The sequence below is a fragment of the Streptomyces coeruleorubidus genome (genome assembly GCF_028885415.1).
Taxonomy (GTDB): domain Bacteria; phylum Actinomycetota; class Actinomycetes; order Streptomycetales; family Streptomycetaceae; genus Streptomyces; species Streptomyces coeruleorubidus_A.
In genome coordinates this window covers 6572592-6590033 of sequence record NZ_CP118527.1, presented here as the reverse complement: position 1 = coordinate 6590033, position 17442 = coordinate 6572592, and the positions used below count along the sequence as shown (strand labels likewise).

The 17442-nt window shown below is 69.6% G+C and carries 15 protein-coding genes, 1 pseudogene and 1 riboswitch; of the genes and pseudogenes, 8 read left to right on the top strand and 8 right to left on the bottom strand.

Annotated elements, in window-relative coordinates; genetic code table 11:
• Positions 1-45 precede the first annotated feature (45 nt).
• The 8 genes and pseudogenes from PV963_RS30750 to PV963_RS30715 all read left to right on the top strand — a co-directional run.
• Positions 46-2184 carry a carbon starvation CstA family protein gene (locus tag PV963_RS30750; RefSeq protein ID WP_274819355.1) on the top strand — a complete coding sequence of 713 codons (2139 nt, stop codon included), beginning with the start codon at positions 46-48 and terminating at the stop codon, positions 2182-2184.
• Complete coding sequence (locus tag PV963_RS30745) at positions 2156-2356, top strand: YbdD/YjiX family protein (RefSeq protein WP_274819354.1); 201 nt, start codon at positions 2156-2158, stop codon at positions 2354-2356. The genes PV963_RS30750 and PV963_RS30745 overlap by 29 nt, the downstream gene beginning before the upstream one ends.
• 126 nt (positions 2357-2482) lie before the next feature.
• Positions 2483-2749 carry a DUF3311 domain-containing protein gene (locus PV963_RS30740; protein WP_274819353.1) on the top strand — a complete coding sequence of 89 codons (267 nt, stop codon included), beginning with the start codon at positions 2483-2485 and terminating at the stop codon, positions 2747-2749.
• Positions 2746-4374, top strand: a complete 1629-nt coding sequence (mctP, locus tag PV963_RS30735) for a monocarboxylate uptake permease MctP (protein WP_274819352.1) — start codon at positions 2746-2748, stop codon at positions 4372-4374. Before PV963_RS30740 ends, mctP begins: the two co-directional genes overlap by 4 nt.
• Before the next feature lie 71 nt (positions 4375-4445).
• Complete coding sequence (locus PV963_RS30730; RefSeq protein WP_274819351.1) at positions 4446-4952, top strand: GNAT family N-acetyltransferase; 507 nt, start codon at positions 4446-4448, stop codon at positions 4950-4952.
• 52 nt (positions 4953-5004) lie between these two features.
• A riboswitch (cobalamin riboswitch) is annotated at positions 5005-5133 on the top strand.
• 125 nt (positions 5134-5258) lie between these two features.
• On the top strand, positions 5259-7616 hold the full coding sequence (locus PV963_RS30725; RefSeq protein WP_274819349.1) for a ribonucleoside-diphosphate reductase subunit alpha: 2358 nt from the start codon (positions 5259-5261) through the stop codon (positions 7614-7616).
• The gene (locus PV963_RS30720) at positions 7616-8623 is read left to right on the top strand and encodes a ribonucleotide-diphosphate reductase subunit beta (protein ID WP_274819347.1); all 1008 of its coding nucleotides are present in this window, start codon (positions 7616-7618) and stop codon (positions 8621-8623) included. Before PV963_RS30725 ends, PV963_RS30720 begins: the two co-directional genes overlap by 1 nt.
• 48 nt (positions 8624-8671) lie before the next feature.
• A pseudogene (locus PV963_RS30715) lies at positions 8672-8968 on the top strand (helix-turn-helix domain-containing protein); the annotation flags it as partial.
• Here the strand turns inward: PV963_RS30715 and PV963_RS30710 are convergent.
• The 8 genes from PV963_RS30710 to sigR all read right to left on the bottom strand — a co-directional run bounded on the left by PV963_RS30710 (position 8922) and on the right by sigR (position 17211).
• Positions 8922-10292, bottom strand: coding sequence for a cytochrome P450 (locus PV963_RS30710; protein ID WP_274819346.1), 1371 nt, complete (start codon positions 10290-10292; stop codon positions 8922-8924). The pseudogene PV963_RS30715 and the gene PV963_RS30710 sit on opposite strands and share 47 nt — an antisense overlap.
• Entirely contained in the window at positions 10289-11374 is a 1086-nt protein-coding gene (gene cyc1, locus PV963_RS30705) for an epi-isozizaene synthase (RefSeq protein WP_274819344.1), read from the bottom strand. The genes PV963_RS30710 and cyc1 overlap by 4 nt, the downstream gene beginning before the upstream one ends.
• A 295-nt stretch (positions 11375-11669) precedes the next feature.
• The gene (gene def / locus PV963_RS30700) at positions 11670-12320 is read right to left on the bottom strand and encodes a peptide deformylase (RefSeq protein WP_274819342.1); all 651 of its coding nucleotides are present in this window, start codon (positions 12318-12320) and stop codon (positions 11670-11672) included.
• A 69-nt stretch (positions 12321-12389) separates the two neighbouring features.
• A complete protein-coding gene (locus PV963_RS30695; RefSeq protein WP_274822165.1) occupies positions 12390-13370 on the bottom strand; it encodes a tetratricopeptide repeat protein in 981 nt (326 codons plus the stop codon).
• 117 nt (positions 13371-13487) lie between these two features.
• Positions 13488-14735 (bottom strand): HD-GYP domain-containing protein, encoded by a 1248-nt coding sequence (locus tag PV963_RS30690; RefSeq protein ID WP_274819340.1) that lies wholly within the window; start codon positions 14733-14735, stop codon positions 13488-13490.
• A complete protein-coding gene (locus PV963_RS30685) occupies positions 14732-16063 on the bottom strand; it encodes an HD-GYP domain-containing protein (protein ID WP_274819338.1) in 1332 nt (443 codons plus the stop codon). The genes PV963_RS30690 and PV963_RS30685 overlap by 4 nt, the downstream gene beginning before the upstream one ends.
• A 153-nt stretch (positions 16064-16216) precedes the next feature.
• Positions 16217-16528, bottom strand: coding sequence for a mycothiol system anti-sigma-R factor (gene rsrA, locus PV963_RS30680; RefSeq protein ID WP_033314427.1), 312 nt, complete (start codon positions 16526-16528; stop codon positions 16217-16219).
• Positions 16525-17211: an RNA polymerase sigma factor SigR gene (sigR, locus tag PV963_RS30675; protein WP_274819335.1), complete on the bottom strand. Its 687-nt coding sequence runs from the start codon at positions 17209-17211 to the stop codon at positions 16525-16527. The genes rsrA and sigR overlap by 4 nt, the downstream gene beginning before the upstream one ends.
• Positions 17212-17442: the final 231 nt, after the last annotated feature.

Genomic DNA, 17442 nt, shown 5'->3' with positions numbered 1-17442 from the left:
TGCTTTACGTTCCTCCCGTCGCCGCATGGACGGGAGGACACCCCGGTGCGTATCGCGAACCCCCGAACCGTCGTTGTCTGGACCCTGGTCACACTGGTCGGCGCGGCCGGCTGGACCGTGCTCGCGCTGTCCCGGGACGAGGAGGTCTCGGCCGCCTGGATGGTGGCCGCCGCCCTCGGGACGTACGCGATCGCCTACCGCTTCTACGCGAAGTTCATCGCGTACAAGGTGCTCAAGGCCGACCGGACCCGGGCCACCCCGGCGGAGCGGCTGAACAACGGCATCGACTTCCACCCCACCGACCGCCGCGTCCTGCTCGGCCACCACTTCGCGGCGATCGCGGGCGCCGGACCGCTGGTCGGCCCGGTGCTGGCCGCCCAGATGGGCTATCTGCCCGGCACGATCTGGATCATCGCCGGCGTCGTCTTCGCGGGTGCGGTCCAGGACATGGTGGTGCTGTTCTTCTCCACGCGGCGCGACGGCAGGTCGCTGGGGCAGATGGCGCGGGAGGAGATCGGCCCGTTCGGCGGGGCGGCGGCCCTCCTCGCCGCGTTCGCCATCATGATCATCCTGCTCGGCGTGCTGGCCCTGGTCATCGTCAACGCCCTCGCACAGTCGCCGTGGGGCACCTTCTCCATCGGCATGACGATCCCGATCGCCCTGCTGATGGGCTTCTACCTGCGGGTGCTGCGGCCGGGCCGGGTGGCCGAGGTGTCGCTGATCGGCGTGGCGCTGCTGCTGCTCGCGCTGGTCGCGGGCCGCTGGGTGGCCGAGTCGTCCTGGGCCGAGACGTTCACGCTGGCGCCATCCACGCTGGTCGTCTGGCTGGTGGCGTACGGATTCATCGCCTCGATCCTGCCGGTGTGGATGTTGCTGGCGCCGCGCGACTATCTGTCGACCTTCATGAAGATCGGCACGATCGTGCTGCTGGCGCTGGGTGTCGTGATCACCCTGCCGACGCTGAAGATGGACGCCGTGACGGACTTCGCCTCGCGCGGCGACGGTCCGGTCTTCGCGGGCTCGCTCTTCCCGTTCGCCTTCATCACCATCGCCTGCGGCGCGCTCTCCGGCTTCCACGCGCTCATCTCGTCCGGCACGACACCGAAGATGATCCAGAAGGAGACGCAGATCCGGATGATCGGCTACGGCTCCATGCTGATGGAGTCGTCGGTCGCGGTGATGGCGCTGATCGCGGCGAGCATCATCGACCCGGGCCTGTACTTCGCGATGAACGCGCCTGCCGGGGTGATCGGCACGACGGTGGAGAACGCCTCGCAGGTGGTGGGCAGTTGGGGCTACCAGATCTCCCCGCAGGATCTCGCCCAGGCCGCGAAGAGCGTCGAGGAGTCGACCCTGCTGTCCCGCACGGGCGGCGCGCCCACCCTCGCCGTCGGGGTGTCGGAGATCTTCTCCCAGGTCACGGGCGGCGGCCTGAAGGCGTTCTGGTACCACTTCGCGATCATGTTCGAGGCGTTGTTCATCCTGACCGCGCTGGACGCCGGTACGCGCGTGGGCCGGTTCATGCTCCAGGACATGCTGGGCAACGTCTACCGGCCCTTCCGCAACGTCAGCTGGAAGCCGGGCCTGCTGATCACCAGCGCGCTGGTGTGCGGGCTGTGGGGCTACTTCCTCTGGGTCGGCGTCCACGAACCCCTGGGCGGCATCAACCAGCTCTTCCCGATCTTCGGCATCTCCAACCAACTGCTGGCGGCGGTCGCCCTGGCGGTGTGCACCACGCTGCTCGTGAAGAGCGGCCGTCTGAAGTGGGCCTGGATCACCGGGGTCCCGCTCGCCTGGGACGCGGCGGTGACGCTGACCGCGAGCTGGCAGAAGGTGTTCTCCAGCGATCCCAAGGTCGGCTTCTTCAAGCAGCGGCAGGTGTTCCAGGACGCGATCGACCGGGGCGAGGTGCTGCCGCCCGCCAAGACCATGGACGACATGCACACCGTGGTCACCAACTCCACGGTGGACGGCGTCCTCTCGGCGATTCTGGCCCTGCTGATCGTGGTCGTCGTCGTCGACGCGGCCCGGGTGTGCGTCCGGCACGTACGCCGTCCTGCGCTGTCGTCGCTGAGCGAGGCGCCGTACGTCGAGTCGAGGATCGTCGCTCCGGCCGGCTTGTTCCCGACGAAGGAGGAGAAGGAGGAGGCCCGGGATGCGGTCGGCACTGAGACGCGCGTATAGGGGTGTGCGCTGGTACGTACGGGAGTTGACCGATGAGTCGGCGTACGACCGCTATGTCGCACACGTCCGCAGGGAGCATCCGGACGCGGAGGTGCCCTCCCGCCGGGACTTCGAGCGGCTGCGCACCCAGCGGCAGGAGAAGGATCCCCGGCAGGGGTTCCGCTGCTGCTGAGCGCCGCTGCGGGGAACTGATTTCTTTTGAGTACCGCATTACGGACGAGGGGTTCCGTTCTCGCCACACCCTGACCTAGATTGCCTGCGCATTCCACAGGTGATCACTGAGGGGACGGAGCCGCCGATGTCGCAAGCCCCAGAAGCCAGCAGAGGGGCGACGGTGACGCCCATGCGCGTCGTCATCGCTCTCTGCCTCATAGCGCCCTTCGTGGCCATGCTCTGGGTCGGCTCGTACGCCAAGACCGACCCGGCCTTCATCGGGCTCCCGTTCTTCTACTGGTACCAGATGGCGTGGGTGCTGATCTCCACCGCGCTGACGATGATCGCCTACAAGCTGTGGCAGCGTGACCAGCGCGCCCGCTCTGCCGCGAAGGGCGGTGCGTCGGAGTGAAGGACGGCGTGAACGGCGTCGCACTCGCCGTCTTCATCTTCTTCTTCGTGCTCGTCACGGTCCTGGGCTTCCTCGCCTCGCGCTGGCGCAGGGCCGAGAACGAGCACAGCCTGGACGAGTGGGGTCTGGGCGGCCGCTCGTTCGGCACCTGGATCACCTGGTTCCTGCTGGGCGGCGACCTGTACACGGCGTACACCTTCGTGGCCGTACCGGCGGCGATCTACGCGGCGGGCGCGGCCGGTTTCTTCGCGGTGCCGTACACGATCCTGGTCTACCCGCTGATCTTCACGTTCCTGCCCCGCCTGTGGTCGGTCTCGCACAAGCACGGGTACGTGACGACGTCCGACTTCGTGCGCGGCCGCTTCGGCTCCAAGGGCCTCTCCCTGGCCGTGGCCCTCACCGGCATCCTCGCGACCATGCCGTACATCGCGCTCCAACTGGTCGGCATCCAGGCCGTGCTGGACGTGATGGGCGTCGGCGGCGGCGAGGACACCAACTGGTTCATCAAGGACCTGCCGCTGCTGATCGCCTTCGGTGTGCTGGCGGCGTACACGTACTCGTCGGGTCTGCGGGCGCCGGCGCTGATCGCGTTCGTCAAGGACACCCTGATCTACATCGTCATCGCGGTGGCGATCATCTACATCCCGATCAAGCTGGGCGGGTTCGACGAGATCTTCGCCAAGGCCGGCGAGGCGTACGGTCAGACCAACCCGGCGACGGGCGCGCCGCGCGGTGCGCTGGTGCCGGCGGAGGCAGGGCAGTGGACGTACGCCACGCTGGCGCTGGGCTCCGCGCTCGCGCTCTTCATGTACCCGCACTCGATCACGGCGACGCTGTCCTCGAAGAGCCGTGAGGTGATCCGCCGCAACACCACGATCCTGCCGCTGTACTCGCTGATGCTGGGTCTGCTCGCGCTGCTGGGCTTCATGGCGATCGCGGCCGGGATCAAGGTGCAGAACGGGCAGCTGGCGATCCCGCAGCTGTTCGAGACCATGTTCCCGGACTGGTTCGCGGGCGTGGCCTTCGCGGCGATCGGCATCGGGGCCCTGGTCCCGGCCGCCATCATGTCCATCGCGGCCGCGAACCTCTTCACCCGCAACATCTACAAGGACTTCATCAAGCCCGACGCCACGCCGGCGCAGGAGACCAAGGTCTCCAAGCTCGTCTCGCTGCTGGTGAAGGTGGGCGCCCTGGCCTTCGTCCTCACCATGGACAAGACGGTCGCCATCAACTTCCAGCTGCTGGGCGGCATCTGGATCCTGCAGACCTTCCCGGCCCTGGTCGGCGGCCTGTTCACCCGCTGGTTCCACCGCTGGGCCCTGCTCGCCGGCTGGGCGGTCGGCATGATCTACGGCACGGTCGCCGCGTACGGCGTCGCCTCGCCGACCCAGAAGCACTTCGGCGGCTCCTCGAAGGAGATCCCCGGCATCGGCGAGATCGGCTACATCGGCCTCACGGCGTTCGTCCTGAACGTCGTCGTCACCGTCGTCCTGACCTTCGTCCTCAAGGCCCTGAAGGCCCCCGACGGCATCGACGAGACCAAGCCGGAGGACTACACGGCCGACGCGGGCGACCCCGGGGTCCAGGTGGAGCTTCCGCCGGCGACGGCGGGCACCTCGCACTGAGTCGCAAGTGACGACGGGCCGTCGGTGAAAACCGGCGGCCCGTTGTCATACCCGTCCCGCACACTCGGGCCATGGACATCCTCATCCGGCGAGTGAAGCCCACCGAATACGACGCCCTCGGCGAGATCACCGCCCAGGCCTACCTGAGGGACGGCCTCCTCGACTTCGGTGAGAGCGATTGGTACCTCGGCGAACTCAGGGACGTGGCCAAGCGGGCCGCCGCCGCGGACGTCCTGGTGGCCATGCGGGGCGAACACCTCCTCGGTGGCGTCACCTTCGTCCCCGCCGGCGGTCCCATGGCCGACATCGCCCTTCCCGGAGAGGCCGAGATACGGATGCTCGCCGTCGCCCAGGAGGCCCGCGGCCGCGGCGCCGGAGAGGCCCTCGTCCGCGCCTGCGTCGACCGCGCCCGCGCGACGGACGGCTGCGTCCGCGTCGTCCTGTCGACGCAGCGCACCATGCACTCCGCCCACCGCATCTACGAACGTCTCGGCTTCGTCCGTGTCCCGGAGCGGGACTGGAACCCGATTCCGGAGCTCGACGACATCACTCTCCTCACCTACGAGTTGACGCTGTGAAACCATCGCGACACTACATCTGGGGGTGCTTTCTCCACCCGGCACAAGATGTATGCTCATGCTCGCTGCCGCCGCAGGGGAATCCGGTGTGAATCCGGAACTGTCCCGCAACGGTGTACCCATGCCTCTTCATGCGTGTATGGGAGTCAGTCCGAGGACCTGCCGACAGCGCGCCCGGCCGTCCGGCCGGTGTGCCCCGAACATCCGGGCCTCGTGGAATGGGCCGGTGGACGCGACGCCGCGTGTGCTCGTGTGCTGCCCCCTGCCCTGCGCGAGGCCCCCGTGCCGAGCGAGGGAGAGCCCCACGTGACCATCGCGCCAGCCGATCCGGTCTCAGCCGCCGAAAAAGAGCACGACGGTCCTGGTGCCGCGCTGCTGCGGACCCTGACCGAGCTGACCGCCGACCTCCCCGACGCCGACCCCGGCCGGGTCGCCGCCGCCGCGCTGCGCGGCCGGTCCGCGCGGGCCGACGAGTCGGAGTTGCGCGAGCTGGCGACGGAGGCGGCCGCCGGCCTCATCTCCGAGGATCCCGCCTACTCCCGGCTGGCCGCGCGCCTGCTGACGATCGGCATCCGCGCCGAGGCCGCCTCGCAGGGCGTCACTTGCTTCACCGAGTCCGTCGCGGTCGGGCACCGGGAGGGCCTCATCGCCGACCGGACCGCCGAGTTCGTACGCATCCACGCCGCCCGCCTCGACGCCCTGATCGACACGGCCGCCGACGACCGCTTCGGCTACTTCGGCCTGCGCACGCTCCACAGCCGTTACCTGCTCCGGCACCCGATCACCCGTCGCGTGATCGAGACGCCACAGCAGTTCATGCTCCGCGTCGCCGCCGGTCTCGCCGAGGACGACACCGCTCGCGCACTGGACGAAGTCGCCGCGCTCTACGGGCTCATGAGCCGCCTCGACTACCTCCCCTCCTCCCCCACCCTCTTCAACTCCGGCACGCGGCACCCCCAGATGTCGTCCTGCTACCTCCTCGACTCCCCCAAGGACGAGCTGGACTCCATCTACGACCGGTACCACCAGGTGGCGCGGCTGTCGAAGCACGCCGGCGGCATCGGAATCGCGTACTCCCGTATCCGTGCGCGCGGTTCGCTGATCCGCGGCACCAACGGCCACTCCAACGGCATCGTCCCGTTCCTGAAGACCCTCGACGCCTCGGTCGCCGCCGTGAACCAGGGCGGCCGCCGCAAGGGCGCCGCCGCGGTCTACCTGGAGACCTGGCACTCGGACATCGAGGAGTTCCTGGAACTGCGCGACAACACCGGCGAGGACGCCCGCCGCACGCACAACCTGAACCTCGCGCACTGGGTGCCCGACGAGTTCATGCGGCGGGTGAACGCCGACGCGCAGTGGTCGCTGTTCTCCCCCTCCGACGTGCCCGAGCTGGTCGACCTGTGGGGCGAGGAGTTCGACGCCGCCTACCGGGCGGCCGAGGCGAAGGGTCTCGCCAGGAAGACCCTGCCCGCCCGCGAGCTGTACGGCCGCATGATGCGCACCCTCGCGCAGACCGGCAACGGCTGGATGACCTTCAAGGACGCCGCCAACCGCACCGCCAACCAGACGGCCGAGCCGGGCCACGTCGTCCACTCCTCCAACCTCTGCACGGAGATCCTGGAGGTCACCAGCGACGGGGAGACGGCGGTCTGCAACCTGGGGTCGGTCAACCTCGGCGCGCTCGTCGACCAGGCCGGCGGGGACATCGACTGGGAGCGGCTGGACGAGACCGTCCGTACGGCCGTCACGTTCCTCGACCGGGTCGTGGACATCAACTTCTACCCGACCGAGCAGGCGGGTCGTTCCAACGCCAGGTGGCGTCCCGTGGGCCTGGGAGCCATGGGCCTGCAGGACGTCTTCTTCAAGCTGCGCCTGCCCTTCGACTCGCCGGAGGCCAAGGCGCTCTCCACCCGTATCGCCGAGCGCATCATGCTCGCCGCGTACGAGGCCTCCGCCGACCTGGCCGAGCGCAACGGACCACTGCCCGCCTGGGAGAAGACCCGTACGGCCAGGGGCGTGCTCCACCCCGACCACTACGACGTGGAGCCGGCCTGGCCGGAGCGCTGGGCGGCCCTGCGCGAGCGCATCGCCACGACCGGCATGCGCAACTCGCTGCTCCTCGCCATCGCGCCGACGGCCACGATCGCCTCCATCGCGGGCGTGTACGAGTGCATCGAGCCGCAGGTGTCCAACCTGTTCAAGCGCGAGACGCTGTCGGGTGAGTTCCTCCAGGTCAACTCCTACCTGGTTCAGGAGCTGAAGCGGCTCGGCGTGTGGGACGCCCGCAGCCGGGAGGCCCTGCGCGAGGCGAACGGCTCGGTGCAGGACTTCGCCTGGATCCCAGAGGACGTACGCGCCCTCTACCGCACGGCGTGGGAGATCCCGCAGCGCGGCCTGATCGACATGGCGGCGGCCAGGACCCCGTTCCTGGACCAGTCCCAGTCCCTGAACCTCTTCCTGGAGACTCCGACCATCGGCAAGCTCTCCTCGATGTACGCCTACGCCTGGAAGTCCGGGCTGAAGACCACGTACTACCTGCGCTCGCGCCCGGCGACCCGCATCGCCCGCGCCGCCCAGGCCGCTGTCCCCGCGCAGGCCACCCCGGACCCCGAAGCGGTCGCCTGCTCCCTGGAAAACCCCGAGTCCTGCGAGGCCTGCCAGTAATGACCACCCAGAATCTTCTCGACCCGGGCTTCGAGCTGACCCTGCGCCCCATGCGCTACCCGGACTTCTACGAGCGCTACCGGGACGCCATCAAGAACACCTGGACCGTGGAGGAGGTCGACCTCCACTCGGACGTCGCCGACCTCGCCAAGCTCTCCCCCGCCGAGCAGCACCTGATCGGCCGGCTGGTCGCCTTCTTCGCGACGGGCGACTCGATCGTCGCCAACAACCTGGTGCTGACGCTGTACAAGCACATCAACTCCCCCGAGGCGCGGCTGTACCTGAGCCGCCAGCTCTTCGAGGAGGCCGTGCACGTCCAGTTCTATCTGACGCTCCTGGACACCTACCTCCCCGACCACGACGACCGGGCGGCGGCCTTCGCGGCCGTCGAGAACATCCCCTCCATCCGTGAGAAGGCCGAGTTCTGCTTCAAGTGGATGGACTCGGTCGACCAGCTCGACCGGCTGGAGACGCAGGCCGACCGCCGCCGCTTCCTGCTCAACCTGATCTGCTTCGCCGCGTGCATCGAGGGCCTGTTCTTCTACGGCGCCTTCGCCTACGTCTACTGGTTCCGCAGCCGGGGCCTGCTGCACGGTCTGGCCACCGGCACCAACTGGGTGTTCCGCGACGAGACGATGCACATGTCGTTCGCCTTCGACGTGGTCGACACCGTCCGCAAGGAGGAGCCGGAGCTGTTCGACGACCAGCTCCAGCAGCAGGTGACGGACATGCTCCGCGAGGCCGTCGAGGCCGAGCTGCAGTTCGCGCGCGACCTGTGCGGTGACGGCCTGCCGGGCATGAACACCGAGTCGATGCGGCAGTACCTGGAGTGCGTCGCCGACCAGCGGCTCACCCGCCTGGGCTTCGCTCCGGTCTACGGCTCCGAGAACCCCTTCTCCTTCATGGAGCTCCAGGGGGTTCAGGAGCTGACCAACTTCTTCGAGCGGCGGCCCTCCGCGTACCAAGTGGCGGTGGAGGGCACCGTCGACCTGGACGAGGACTTCTGAGCCGACACACCTGCGCGGGTCTCCTGGGTCTCCCTGAGCCCGGCAGTACCCGCGCACCTCGCCCGTCGCTTCCAGCAGACCGGGATCACTCCCCACCGCTGGATCCTGCGCCAGCGCGTGCTGCCGGCCCAGCGGCTGCTGGAAGCGACGGACCAGAGGATGGACGCGTTCGCCGGTCGAACAGGGTTCGGCAACGCGGCCGCGCCACGCCACCGCTTCGTCCGGGCCGTGGGCCCGACGCCGGACGCCTACCGGCGGACCTTCGGGGGCCCCGAAGCGGCCTGGCCCTCTCCCCCGCTCACCTCGGCACCGGCCGCAGCAGCAGGTCGTGCGGCCGCAGCGTGATGCCGACCCGGGTGCCGTCGTTCGAGGCGGCCACCTGCTCGAAGCGGTACTTGGTGGCCAGCGCCGCCGTGATCAGCGTCAGCTGGGCCATCGAGAAGTGGTCGCTCGGGCACTTGCGGTTGCCCACGCTGAACGGGCTCATGGCGTGCTTGGGGATGTCCTTGACCCGGTCCGGAAGCCAGCGGTCGGGGTCGAACTCCAGGTTCCGCTCGTACGACTTCGCATCGCGCTGGATCGCGTACGGGCTGTAGACGATGTCCGCCCCGGCCGGAATCCGGTATCCGCCGAGTTCCGTGTCCCGTACCGCGCGCCGCGTCAGAATCCACACGGCCGGGCTCAAACGCATGGACTCGACGACGACATTGTTGGTGTGCCTGAGTCCTCGGACATCCGCAAATGCCACCGGCCTCCCACCGGTGACCGCTTCTACTTCGTCACGCACCCTGTCCGCCTGTTCAGGGTGTTCCGCGAGCATATGCAGCAGCCACATGATCGTGGAGGCGACGGTTTCGCTGCCGGGGGTGAGGATCGCGACGACCTGGTCGTGGATCTCCTGTTCCCCGATCGGGTCGCCATTCTCGTCCGTCGCCTCCAGCAATGCCGTCAGCAAATCGTCCGGCTTTTGACCGGATGCGCGGCGCTCGGCGACGATCTCGTCCACCAGGAGATGCAAATCGGCCAAGGCCCGGTTGAATTCGCGGTTGGCCGGGAGCGGCAGCTTGTAGAGCGGCCCGAGCGGCACCACCATCCGCCGGTACATCCCGCGGAAGACGGTGGCGAGCGCGACGCACAGCCGCTCCGCCCGCTCGTCCATGTAGTCGCCGCGCAGCAGGCAGCGGGCCGCGATGCGCACGGCCACCCGGAAGGACTCGGAGGTGCAGTCGATGGTCTCGCCGGGCTTCCAGCGCTCGGTGAGCGCGTGCGCCTCCTCCTCCATGATCGGCCCGTAGGCGGGGATGGCGTCGAGCCGGAAGGCGGGCTGGATGGTGCGCCGCTGGCGCCGGTGCCGCGGGCCGTTCGCCGTGGCCACGCCCTCCTTGCCGAGCAGGCCCTCCAGGGACTCCCACAGCGGCCCGGCGATGATGAAGTCGTTGCTCAGCGCCAGGGCGCCGGTGAGGGCCGGGGTGGTGACGGCGTAGACCGTCTTCGGCCCGAGCTTCAGGCGGACCACGTCGCCGTGGTCGCGCAGCCGGGACATGAACGCCAGCGGGTCGCGCACCAGCTTCCAGCCGTGCCCCAGGACGGGGACACCGCCGCCCGCCCGGGGCGGTTCACGCAGCTGAGGAACCACAGGTGCTTCAGGCTTCACGGACTCGACGGTCATTTCTCACCTGCCGCTTCGTTGTTGACGTACGGGGGCGTGGACCGGTCGTCCCAGCTGTCGACCATGTACCGGCCGGACTCGTGATGGAACCAGTAGACGGAACTGAACCAGTTCCGCATATTGCCCAGACAGACCCGCACGGCGGCGCTGAGTTCCTTCCCCCGCACGGTGCCGTCGGCGAGGTCGTCGGCGAACCGTAATGCTTCCTTTTCGACGACGAGGAATTCCGTGATGCAATTCTCGACACGGTTCCTGACTTGCGCGACCGCCTGTTCCAGGGTCAGCCCCTCATGGGCGATGAGACTGATTCCGAGATTGTGCACCTCGTCGCCCGCTATCTCCTTCGGCAGCGAACAGAGGTCGTTGTACCAAGCGGCGAACTCCTGGCTCAGCAGCGCGGCCCGCCGATATGCCGGGTGTTTTCGCACGGCGTCGGGGAGTTCGCATCCCGCGGTCGGCTCCAGCAGATCCGTCCAGATCCAGTGGGCGAAGGTGAGCCGGCGCAGCCGGAGATATTCCGCGACCGTGGGCACGATCCCGTGGGTGCGGTTGTGGAACTCCCGGTCGTACGCGTCGATCACCTCGTGGAAGTGCCGGGCGAACCGGAGGTTCCACGTCGCCGGCAGGAAGGCGTACAGCCGCAGCACGCTGTCCGCGAACCCCGCGACCAGTGGGTCCTCGTGGTGCAGGTGCTCCCCGGGTGAGTCGAGGGCCGTGTGCAACTGGTCCCGCAGCCGCCGCCAGGCGACCGGGCGGCCGTGCACGATGTCGCGGTCGTGACGGTCGTCCCAGACGAAGAACCAGGCGCTGTAGTCCGCGATCGCCTGCATGACCTCGTCGGAGGCGCCGATGTAGTACCCGGCCATGAGGTCCGTGTAGCACAGGCCGTCGGCATGTTCCTCCACCTTGTCCGCGGGCATGAGCCGCTTTTCGAGCAGCCAGGCCCGGGTCTTCTCCTGGCACTTCGGCCAATACGGGTGGAGTTGCCGGGGAAACGCCGCCTCGATCACCTGAAGGGAGAGCGACGGTGGAACTGCGATGGTGGTCGGTGTCGATGTGGTGCCGTGTGACAAAGCATGCACGAACTAACCCCTCTCAGCCGCCAGTTGGCGCGGGCGCCCCTCCTTCCGTGCCGGGCGTGCGCCGTTGCATGTCCCGCTCCTCCCATTCAGCACTACAACTGACCGCTCTGGGAACGCATTTGCTTCATTCACTACCCCACACTGCCGGGAACCTCCCGTTGAGTGACTGGTACCGGATCACCAGGAGAGCGGAAGCGATCGAACGTGCGACGGACAGGCGAACGACGCAGGCGAACGGCGCCTGTCCAGGGTGGGAAACCTGAACAGACGCCGTTCGCCTGGTGATCGTGGGGTCTCAGTCGTTCGCGACGACGGGGTACCGGGGCTCGTTCTCGGCCATCTGCCGCAGCGCGTCCTTGCGTTCACGCTTGGAGAGGCGGTCGATGTACAGGTAGCCGTACAGGTGGTCGGTCTCGTGCTGCAAACACCGAGCGAAGTATCCGGTGCCGCGCACCCGGATCGCGTTGCCCCTCTCGTCCTGCCCGGTCACCTCGGCGTAGTCGGGCCGGGCGAGCGGCGCGTACGCGGTCGGCACCGACAGGCAGCCCTCGTTGCTGTCGTCCAGCCGGCGCTTCTCGGCGGGCAGTTCGACGAGCTTGGGGTTGCAGACGACGCCGGTGTGCCGGACGCCCTCGTCGTCCGGGCAGTCGTAGACGAAGACCTTCAGGTCGACGCCGATCTGGTTGGCGGCCAGGCCCACACCCTCGGCGGTGCGCTGGCTCGCGAACATGTCCGCCACCAGCTGCTGCAGCTCGTCGCCGAACTCGGTGACGTCCTTGCACTCCTTGTGCAGCACCGGGTTCCCGACCACCGTGATCGGCCGCGAGGTCCCCCGCTCCCGCCAGGCCGCCTCGCGCTCCTCGCAGTCCTCCGTGTCGATCACGTACCCCTCGTCATCGACGGGGAGCACGCCCGCGCGCTGCTGATCGGTGTCCTGCTGAGCCATGACGTTACGTACGCCTTCCTGAACAAATCCAAGCTGGGATGCTGATACAGGGTACGGGGGAAGCAGGACCTAGCAGACCTCTTCGAGATCCCGCCAGTCCCGGGAATCGGGGCTGTCGGCCACCCACCCGTCCAGCAGTCCCCTCACAAGGGAAGCCGGCGCGGCCAGCCCGCACTCCCGCTCGGGAACCCACAGCTGCCCGTCCGTCCGATGCCCCAGCGGCCCGGGATGCCCCGGCTCACTGTGATCATGTGGATCGAGATGCTCCCCGTCGCCCTCGTCGGACGGCATCCGTGACTCGGAGCACATCCGGCACAGCAACCGCACCGAAGAAGACCAGTCCTCCGCGGCGAACCCGGCATCCGCGGCGAGCTGCTCCAGCGCGTCCCGGTCCGCCTCGGTCGCCGCCTCCAGCAGCACCACCCACGTCGGCACCGGTGACGGCGCCCACAGCTCGATCTCGTCGAACACCGGGTACGTGTGCCCGGCGGCCGTGGTCCGCTCCCCGTGCGGCACACCGTCGTGCAGCACGACCTCACCCCAGCGCCGCCCCGACGACGGCAGCGGAATGGACAGCACCTCGATCCGCGCGGGATCCAACCGCCGTCCCCACACGACCTCGGCCTCCCCCTCCGGGGACAGCCGTACGGCCGCGCTGCCGAGGTCCATGCCGACGGGCTCACCGGAGTCGTTGGCCGGCCCCGGCACCCGCAGCCCGTAGGCCTGCCAGGCGCGCCGGGCCAGCGGCCAGTCCTGGAGGGCGGTCGCGGCGATGCCGACGTTCCACCAGTCGGGCGCGCCGGTGTCCCGGTCGAGCAGCGCCACGGCCCTGAGGCCCGCCGCCCGCGCCTGCTCCCAGTCGTGCCGGAACTTGTGCAGCAGGGCGAGGTTGAACCAGGACTCGGACAGCCAGGGCTCCAGATCGGCGGCACGTGTCAACAGTGCGCCGGCGTCCTCGTACCGGCCGTCGCCGATGAGCGTGAACGCCCGGTCTGTGGCCTGCCGCCAGGAGGCGGAGGGCCGGTGCCGTCCCTTGCCGAAGATCCTCACGATTCCCGCCTGCCAGTTCCGTGCGGTGGGCTGGCCGTAGCTGTGTTTCGAGCCCCCGGACACCTTCTTCTTCGCATCCAACCACGTACGGCCTCCGGGGCGCTCATTACCCATGGGTTACCCAGTCATGGGCAAGGTCAGACTGCTCCTGGACAGTACCCGGGCCAGCGATTCCACCACCTCCGGGGCGTACTCCCCGGCGGTGGCGAGGCGGAGTTCCTCCAGCGCCGTCAGTGGTCCGCCGGGACCGCCTTCCCGGGACTTCTCCTCGTACGCGTTCACGGCCCGGACGATCCGCGCGGCGAGCGGCTGCTCCGCGTAGGGGTCGGCCTGCCGCTCCACGACCACGGCGACCGCCTCGTCGACGCCCGTCTGCCGTACGACCGCTGCGCCGAGCAGCGCGATCCGCCGCTGTTCCGCGGCGGGCAGACCGGCGGTGGCGCCCGCCGGCACCGGGTCGACGAGGCTGAGCTGGCCGATGTCGTGCATGAGCGCGGCGTACTCCAGCACGGCCAGCTCGGGCTCGGTGAGGCCCAGGTCACGCCCCACGGCCTGACTGAGCGCGGCGACGCGGCGGGCGTGCCCGCAGGGGGTGTACCCGGCGACCTCGGTGGCCCGGGCGAGGGAGGCGATGGTCTGCCGGTAGGTCGCCCGGACGGCGGCGTACCGGCGGAACGACATCTGGGCGAGCAGCAGCGGCACGGAGAAGACGGGCAGCGCCCACAGGCCCACGACGGCGACCGCCAGGGCCATCACCGCCCCGGTCGCGATGACGGCGGAGCCGATGCCGCAGATGGCCCGCAGCTCGTCCCGCAGCACCGGCCCGAAGGGCCAGCCGGTGCGGGAGTGGGCCAGCGCGGCGGCGAGCACCGCGTCGCACAGCGCGGTCAGGGACAGCAGCGCGAGCAGCAGCAGCGCGTAGGCGGGGCCGCCCCAGTCGTCGAACATGCCCCGGTTGTAGGGGGGCTGGAAGCACACGGCGACGAACCCGACGGTGAGCACCCGGCGCGCCAGATGGTCGAGCGTGGGCCCCTGCCCGCGCGCCACGTGCGGCACGCTGCCGAGCAGCGAGGCGGCCAGCACGACGGCGACGACCTGGGCGACGCCGTGGTGCGTGGCCCGCCCGCCGGCCTCGCCGAGCAGCGCGTACGACAGGGCCGCGGCGGCCCCGAGTGGCGCCGGCTCCCTGACCTGCGCACCGTTGCGCCGGGCGAGCTCCCCGACGGCGACGAGGACGCCGAAGGCGAGGGCGACCCCACGTTCCTCCAGCCCGTCGTAGAGGGTGACGGCGAGGGAGCCGACGGCGAGGAGGGCGGCACAGGCGTGGACGAGGGTGAACAGCGGCAGCGGGCGGTACGCGCTCACCGGTGTGCTCCCGGCCGACTGGAGACGGGTGCGCCGGGCGGCGGAATCCGGGGCGGGTGGACGTCGTCGGCGGTCACGGCGGGGCGCCACCCGGCCCGGCCGACGGCCTCCACGAGAGCCGCGACCATCACCGGGTCGAACTGGCTGCCGGAGCACCGCTTCAGCTCCGCCAGGGCGACCGCGACGGGCCGGGCCCTGCTGTAGCTCCGTGTGGAGGTCATGGCGTCGAAGGCGTCCGCGACCGCCACGACCCGGGCCGATTCCGGGATCTGACTGCCCACCAGGCCGTAGGGGTACCCGGTGCCGTCCAGCCGTTCGTGGTGGTGCAGCACGGCGGCGCGGGCCTCCCCGAGGAAGCCGATGCCGCGCACCATCTCGTGCCCGTACTCGGGGTGCAGCTCGATCACCCGCCGCTCCTCGGGCGTGAGCGGCCCGTCCTTCCTGAGCAGCCGGGTGGGGACGCCCAGCTTGCCGACGTCGTGCAGGATCCCGGCGAAGCGGAGCACCTCCACTCGCTCGTCGTCCATGCCCAGCTCGCGCGCGATCATCATGGAGGCCTGCCCGACGCGCTCGCTGTGCCCGCGCGTGTAGCCGTCCTTGATGTCGACGGCCTGGACCAGCGCCCGGATGGTCGCCTGATGGGCGGCCCGTTCCCGGTGGTACTGCGCGAAGGCCCACCAGGAGACGCACATCGGCAGCAGCACGAGCAGAGCGGCCACGGGACCGTACGGGCTGCGCCACAGCACGGCCATCATCAGCCCGGCCAGTCCGTGCACGGCGATGGGCGCGAGGGAGCGAGCCACGAGTCCCCGCCAGGCCCGCCGCAGCGGCACCCGCTCGGCCAGGGCCAGGATCCCGCCGTCCAGCAGCGCGAGCACCAGGCAGAACGCCAGCACGGCCGCCCCGGCCGGTCCGAGCGCGTAGGGGACGTCGCCCGCGACGACCGCGTCCCGCCCCCCGAGCGCCCAGTGCACCCGGGCCGCGGCCCATACGCCGAGGACGAGCTGGGCGGCCCGCCAGACCCGGCGCAGCGCCACGGGCCGCTGCTCGACGTGCGAGAGCAGCGCACCGGGCACGGCCACCAGGGCGGCGGCGGGCGGGGGCAACAGGAAGGCACCGGCGAGCAGCACGGGGGAGAAGGTCCCGGCCGGATGGGAGATCCCGACGAACCGGGACCGGGCGACGCGCTCGCAGCCCGCGTACAGCGCGGCGAGCAGCACCACGGCCCACCAGGGCGTGTGGACGTCCGGCAGCGGCAGCAGACAGAGGAGGGCGGCGACGGCGACGCAGGCGACGTACACCCGTGCCCGCACCGGTACCGCTTCCATGCACCCCTCCCCCGGCCATGTCCGTCAGGCCCGGAGCCTAGGACGCCGACAGGGGGCTCCGCGGGCCGATAACCCGCGGATTAGCACGTTCGAGTGATGCGTTCGAGGATGACTACCCCTTCAGAGGCGGGGTAGTTGAAAAGCGCGGGAGTGTCAGGACTCCTGCGGCGTGGCAGGCGAGGCCGTGACGTCCTGCTCGGGGACGGCCTGGCCGGAACGGATCAGCTCGATCCGCCCCATGACCTTGTCGCGCAGGTCGCCCGGCACGTCGTCATGCCCGCAGCAGCGCTTGACCAGCTTCTTCACGGCCTGCTCGAGCCCGTACTTCTCCAGACAGGGCGAGCACTCCTCGAAGTGGTGCTCGAACTTCACGCAGTCCGAGTCCGGCATCTCACGGTCGAGGAACTCGTAGAGATGATCGAGGATTTCGCTGCAATCCGTCTCGTGCGGCTCTCCGCAGCTCATGACCCCGAGCCTTTCGCTTCGTTCGACTCTCCGGCGCCGGCCGGGACCATCCCGCGGTCACGGGCGTAGTCCTCCAGCATGCCGCGCAGCTGACGGCGGCCCCGGTGCAGCCGGGACATCACCGTACCGATGGGTGTCCCCATGATGTCGGCGATCTCCTTGTAGGCAAAGCCCTCGACGTCCGCCAGATAGACGGCGATGCGGAACTCCTCGGGGATCGCCTGGAGCGCTTCCTTCACGTCCGAGTCGGGCAGGTGGTCGAGCGCCTGCGACTCCGCGGAGCGCAAGCCCGTCGACATGTGCGACTCGGCACGGGCGAGCTGCCAGTCCTCGATCTCCTCGGCCGCGGAGCGCTGCGGTTCACGCTGCTTCTTGCGGTACGAGTTGATGAAGGTGTTGGTGAGGATCCGGTACAGCCACGCCTTGAGATTGGTGCCCTCGCGGAACTGGTGGAAGGACGCGTACGCCTTGGCATACGTCTCCTGCACCAGGTCCTCGGCGTCGGCCGGGTTGCGCGTCATGCGCAGCGCGGCCGAGTACATCTGGTCGAGGAACTCGAGCGCGTCCCGCTCGAAGCGCGCGTTGCGCTCCGCGGCCGTCTCCGCACCCGTGCCGCCCTGGCCCTCGGGCTGCTCCGCGTGGCCGTGTTCGGTCCCTGCGTCGGTCCCAGTGACCGGACCCACCTCCTCGAGTGTTCTCGTGAGACCGAGACCGGTCTCACCCGAATCGGAGGATAGACGACGATCCGGTCCGCCCGCCGCCCGAATAGGGGCGGTCCTGGCCGCGTGCAGCACCGTCCAGTCCAGGTCGGGGCGGCTGCTGCGGCTCGGGCAGTAGATCGAACCCATGCGGCGGACTTCCTCTCCTACGGCGTCGGCGCTGGTCTCCAGCACGTACGTCCCGCACAACAGTGC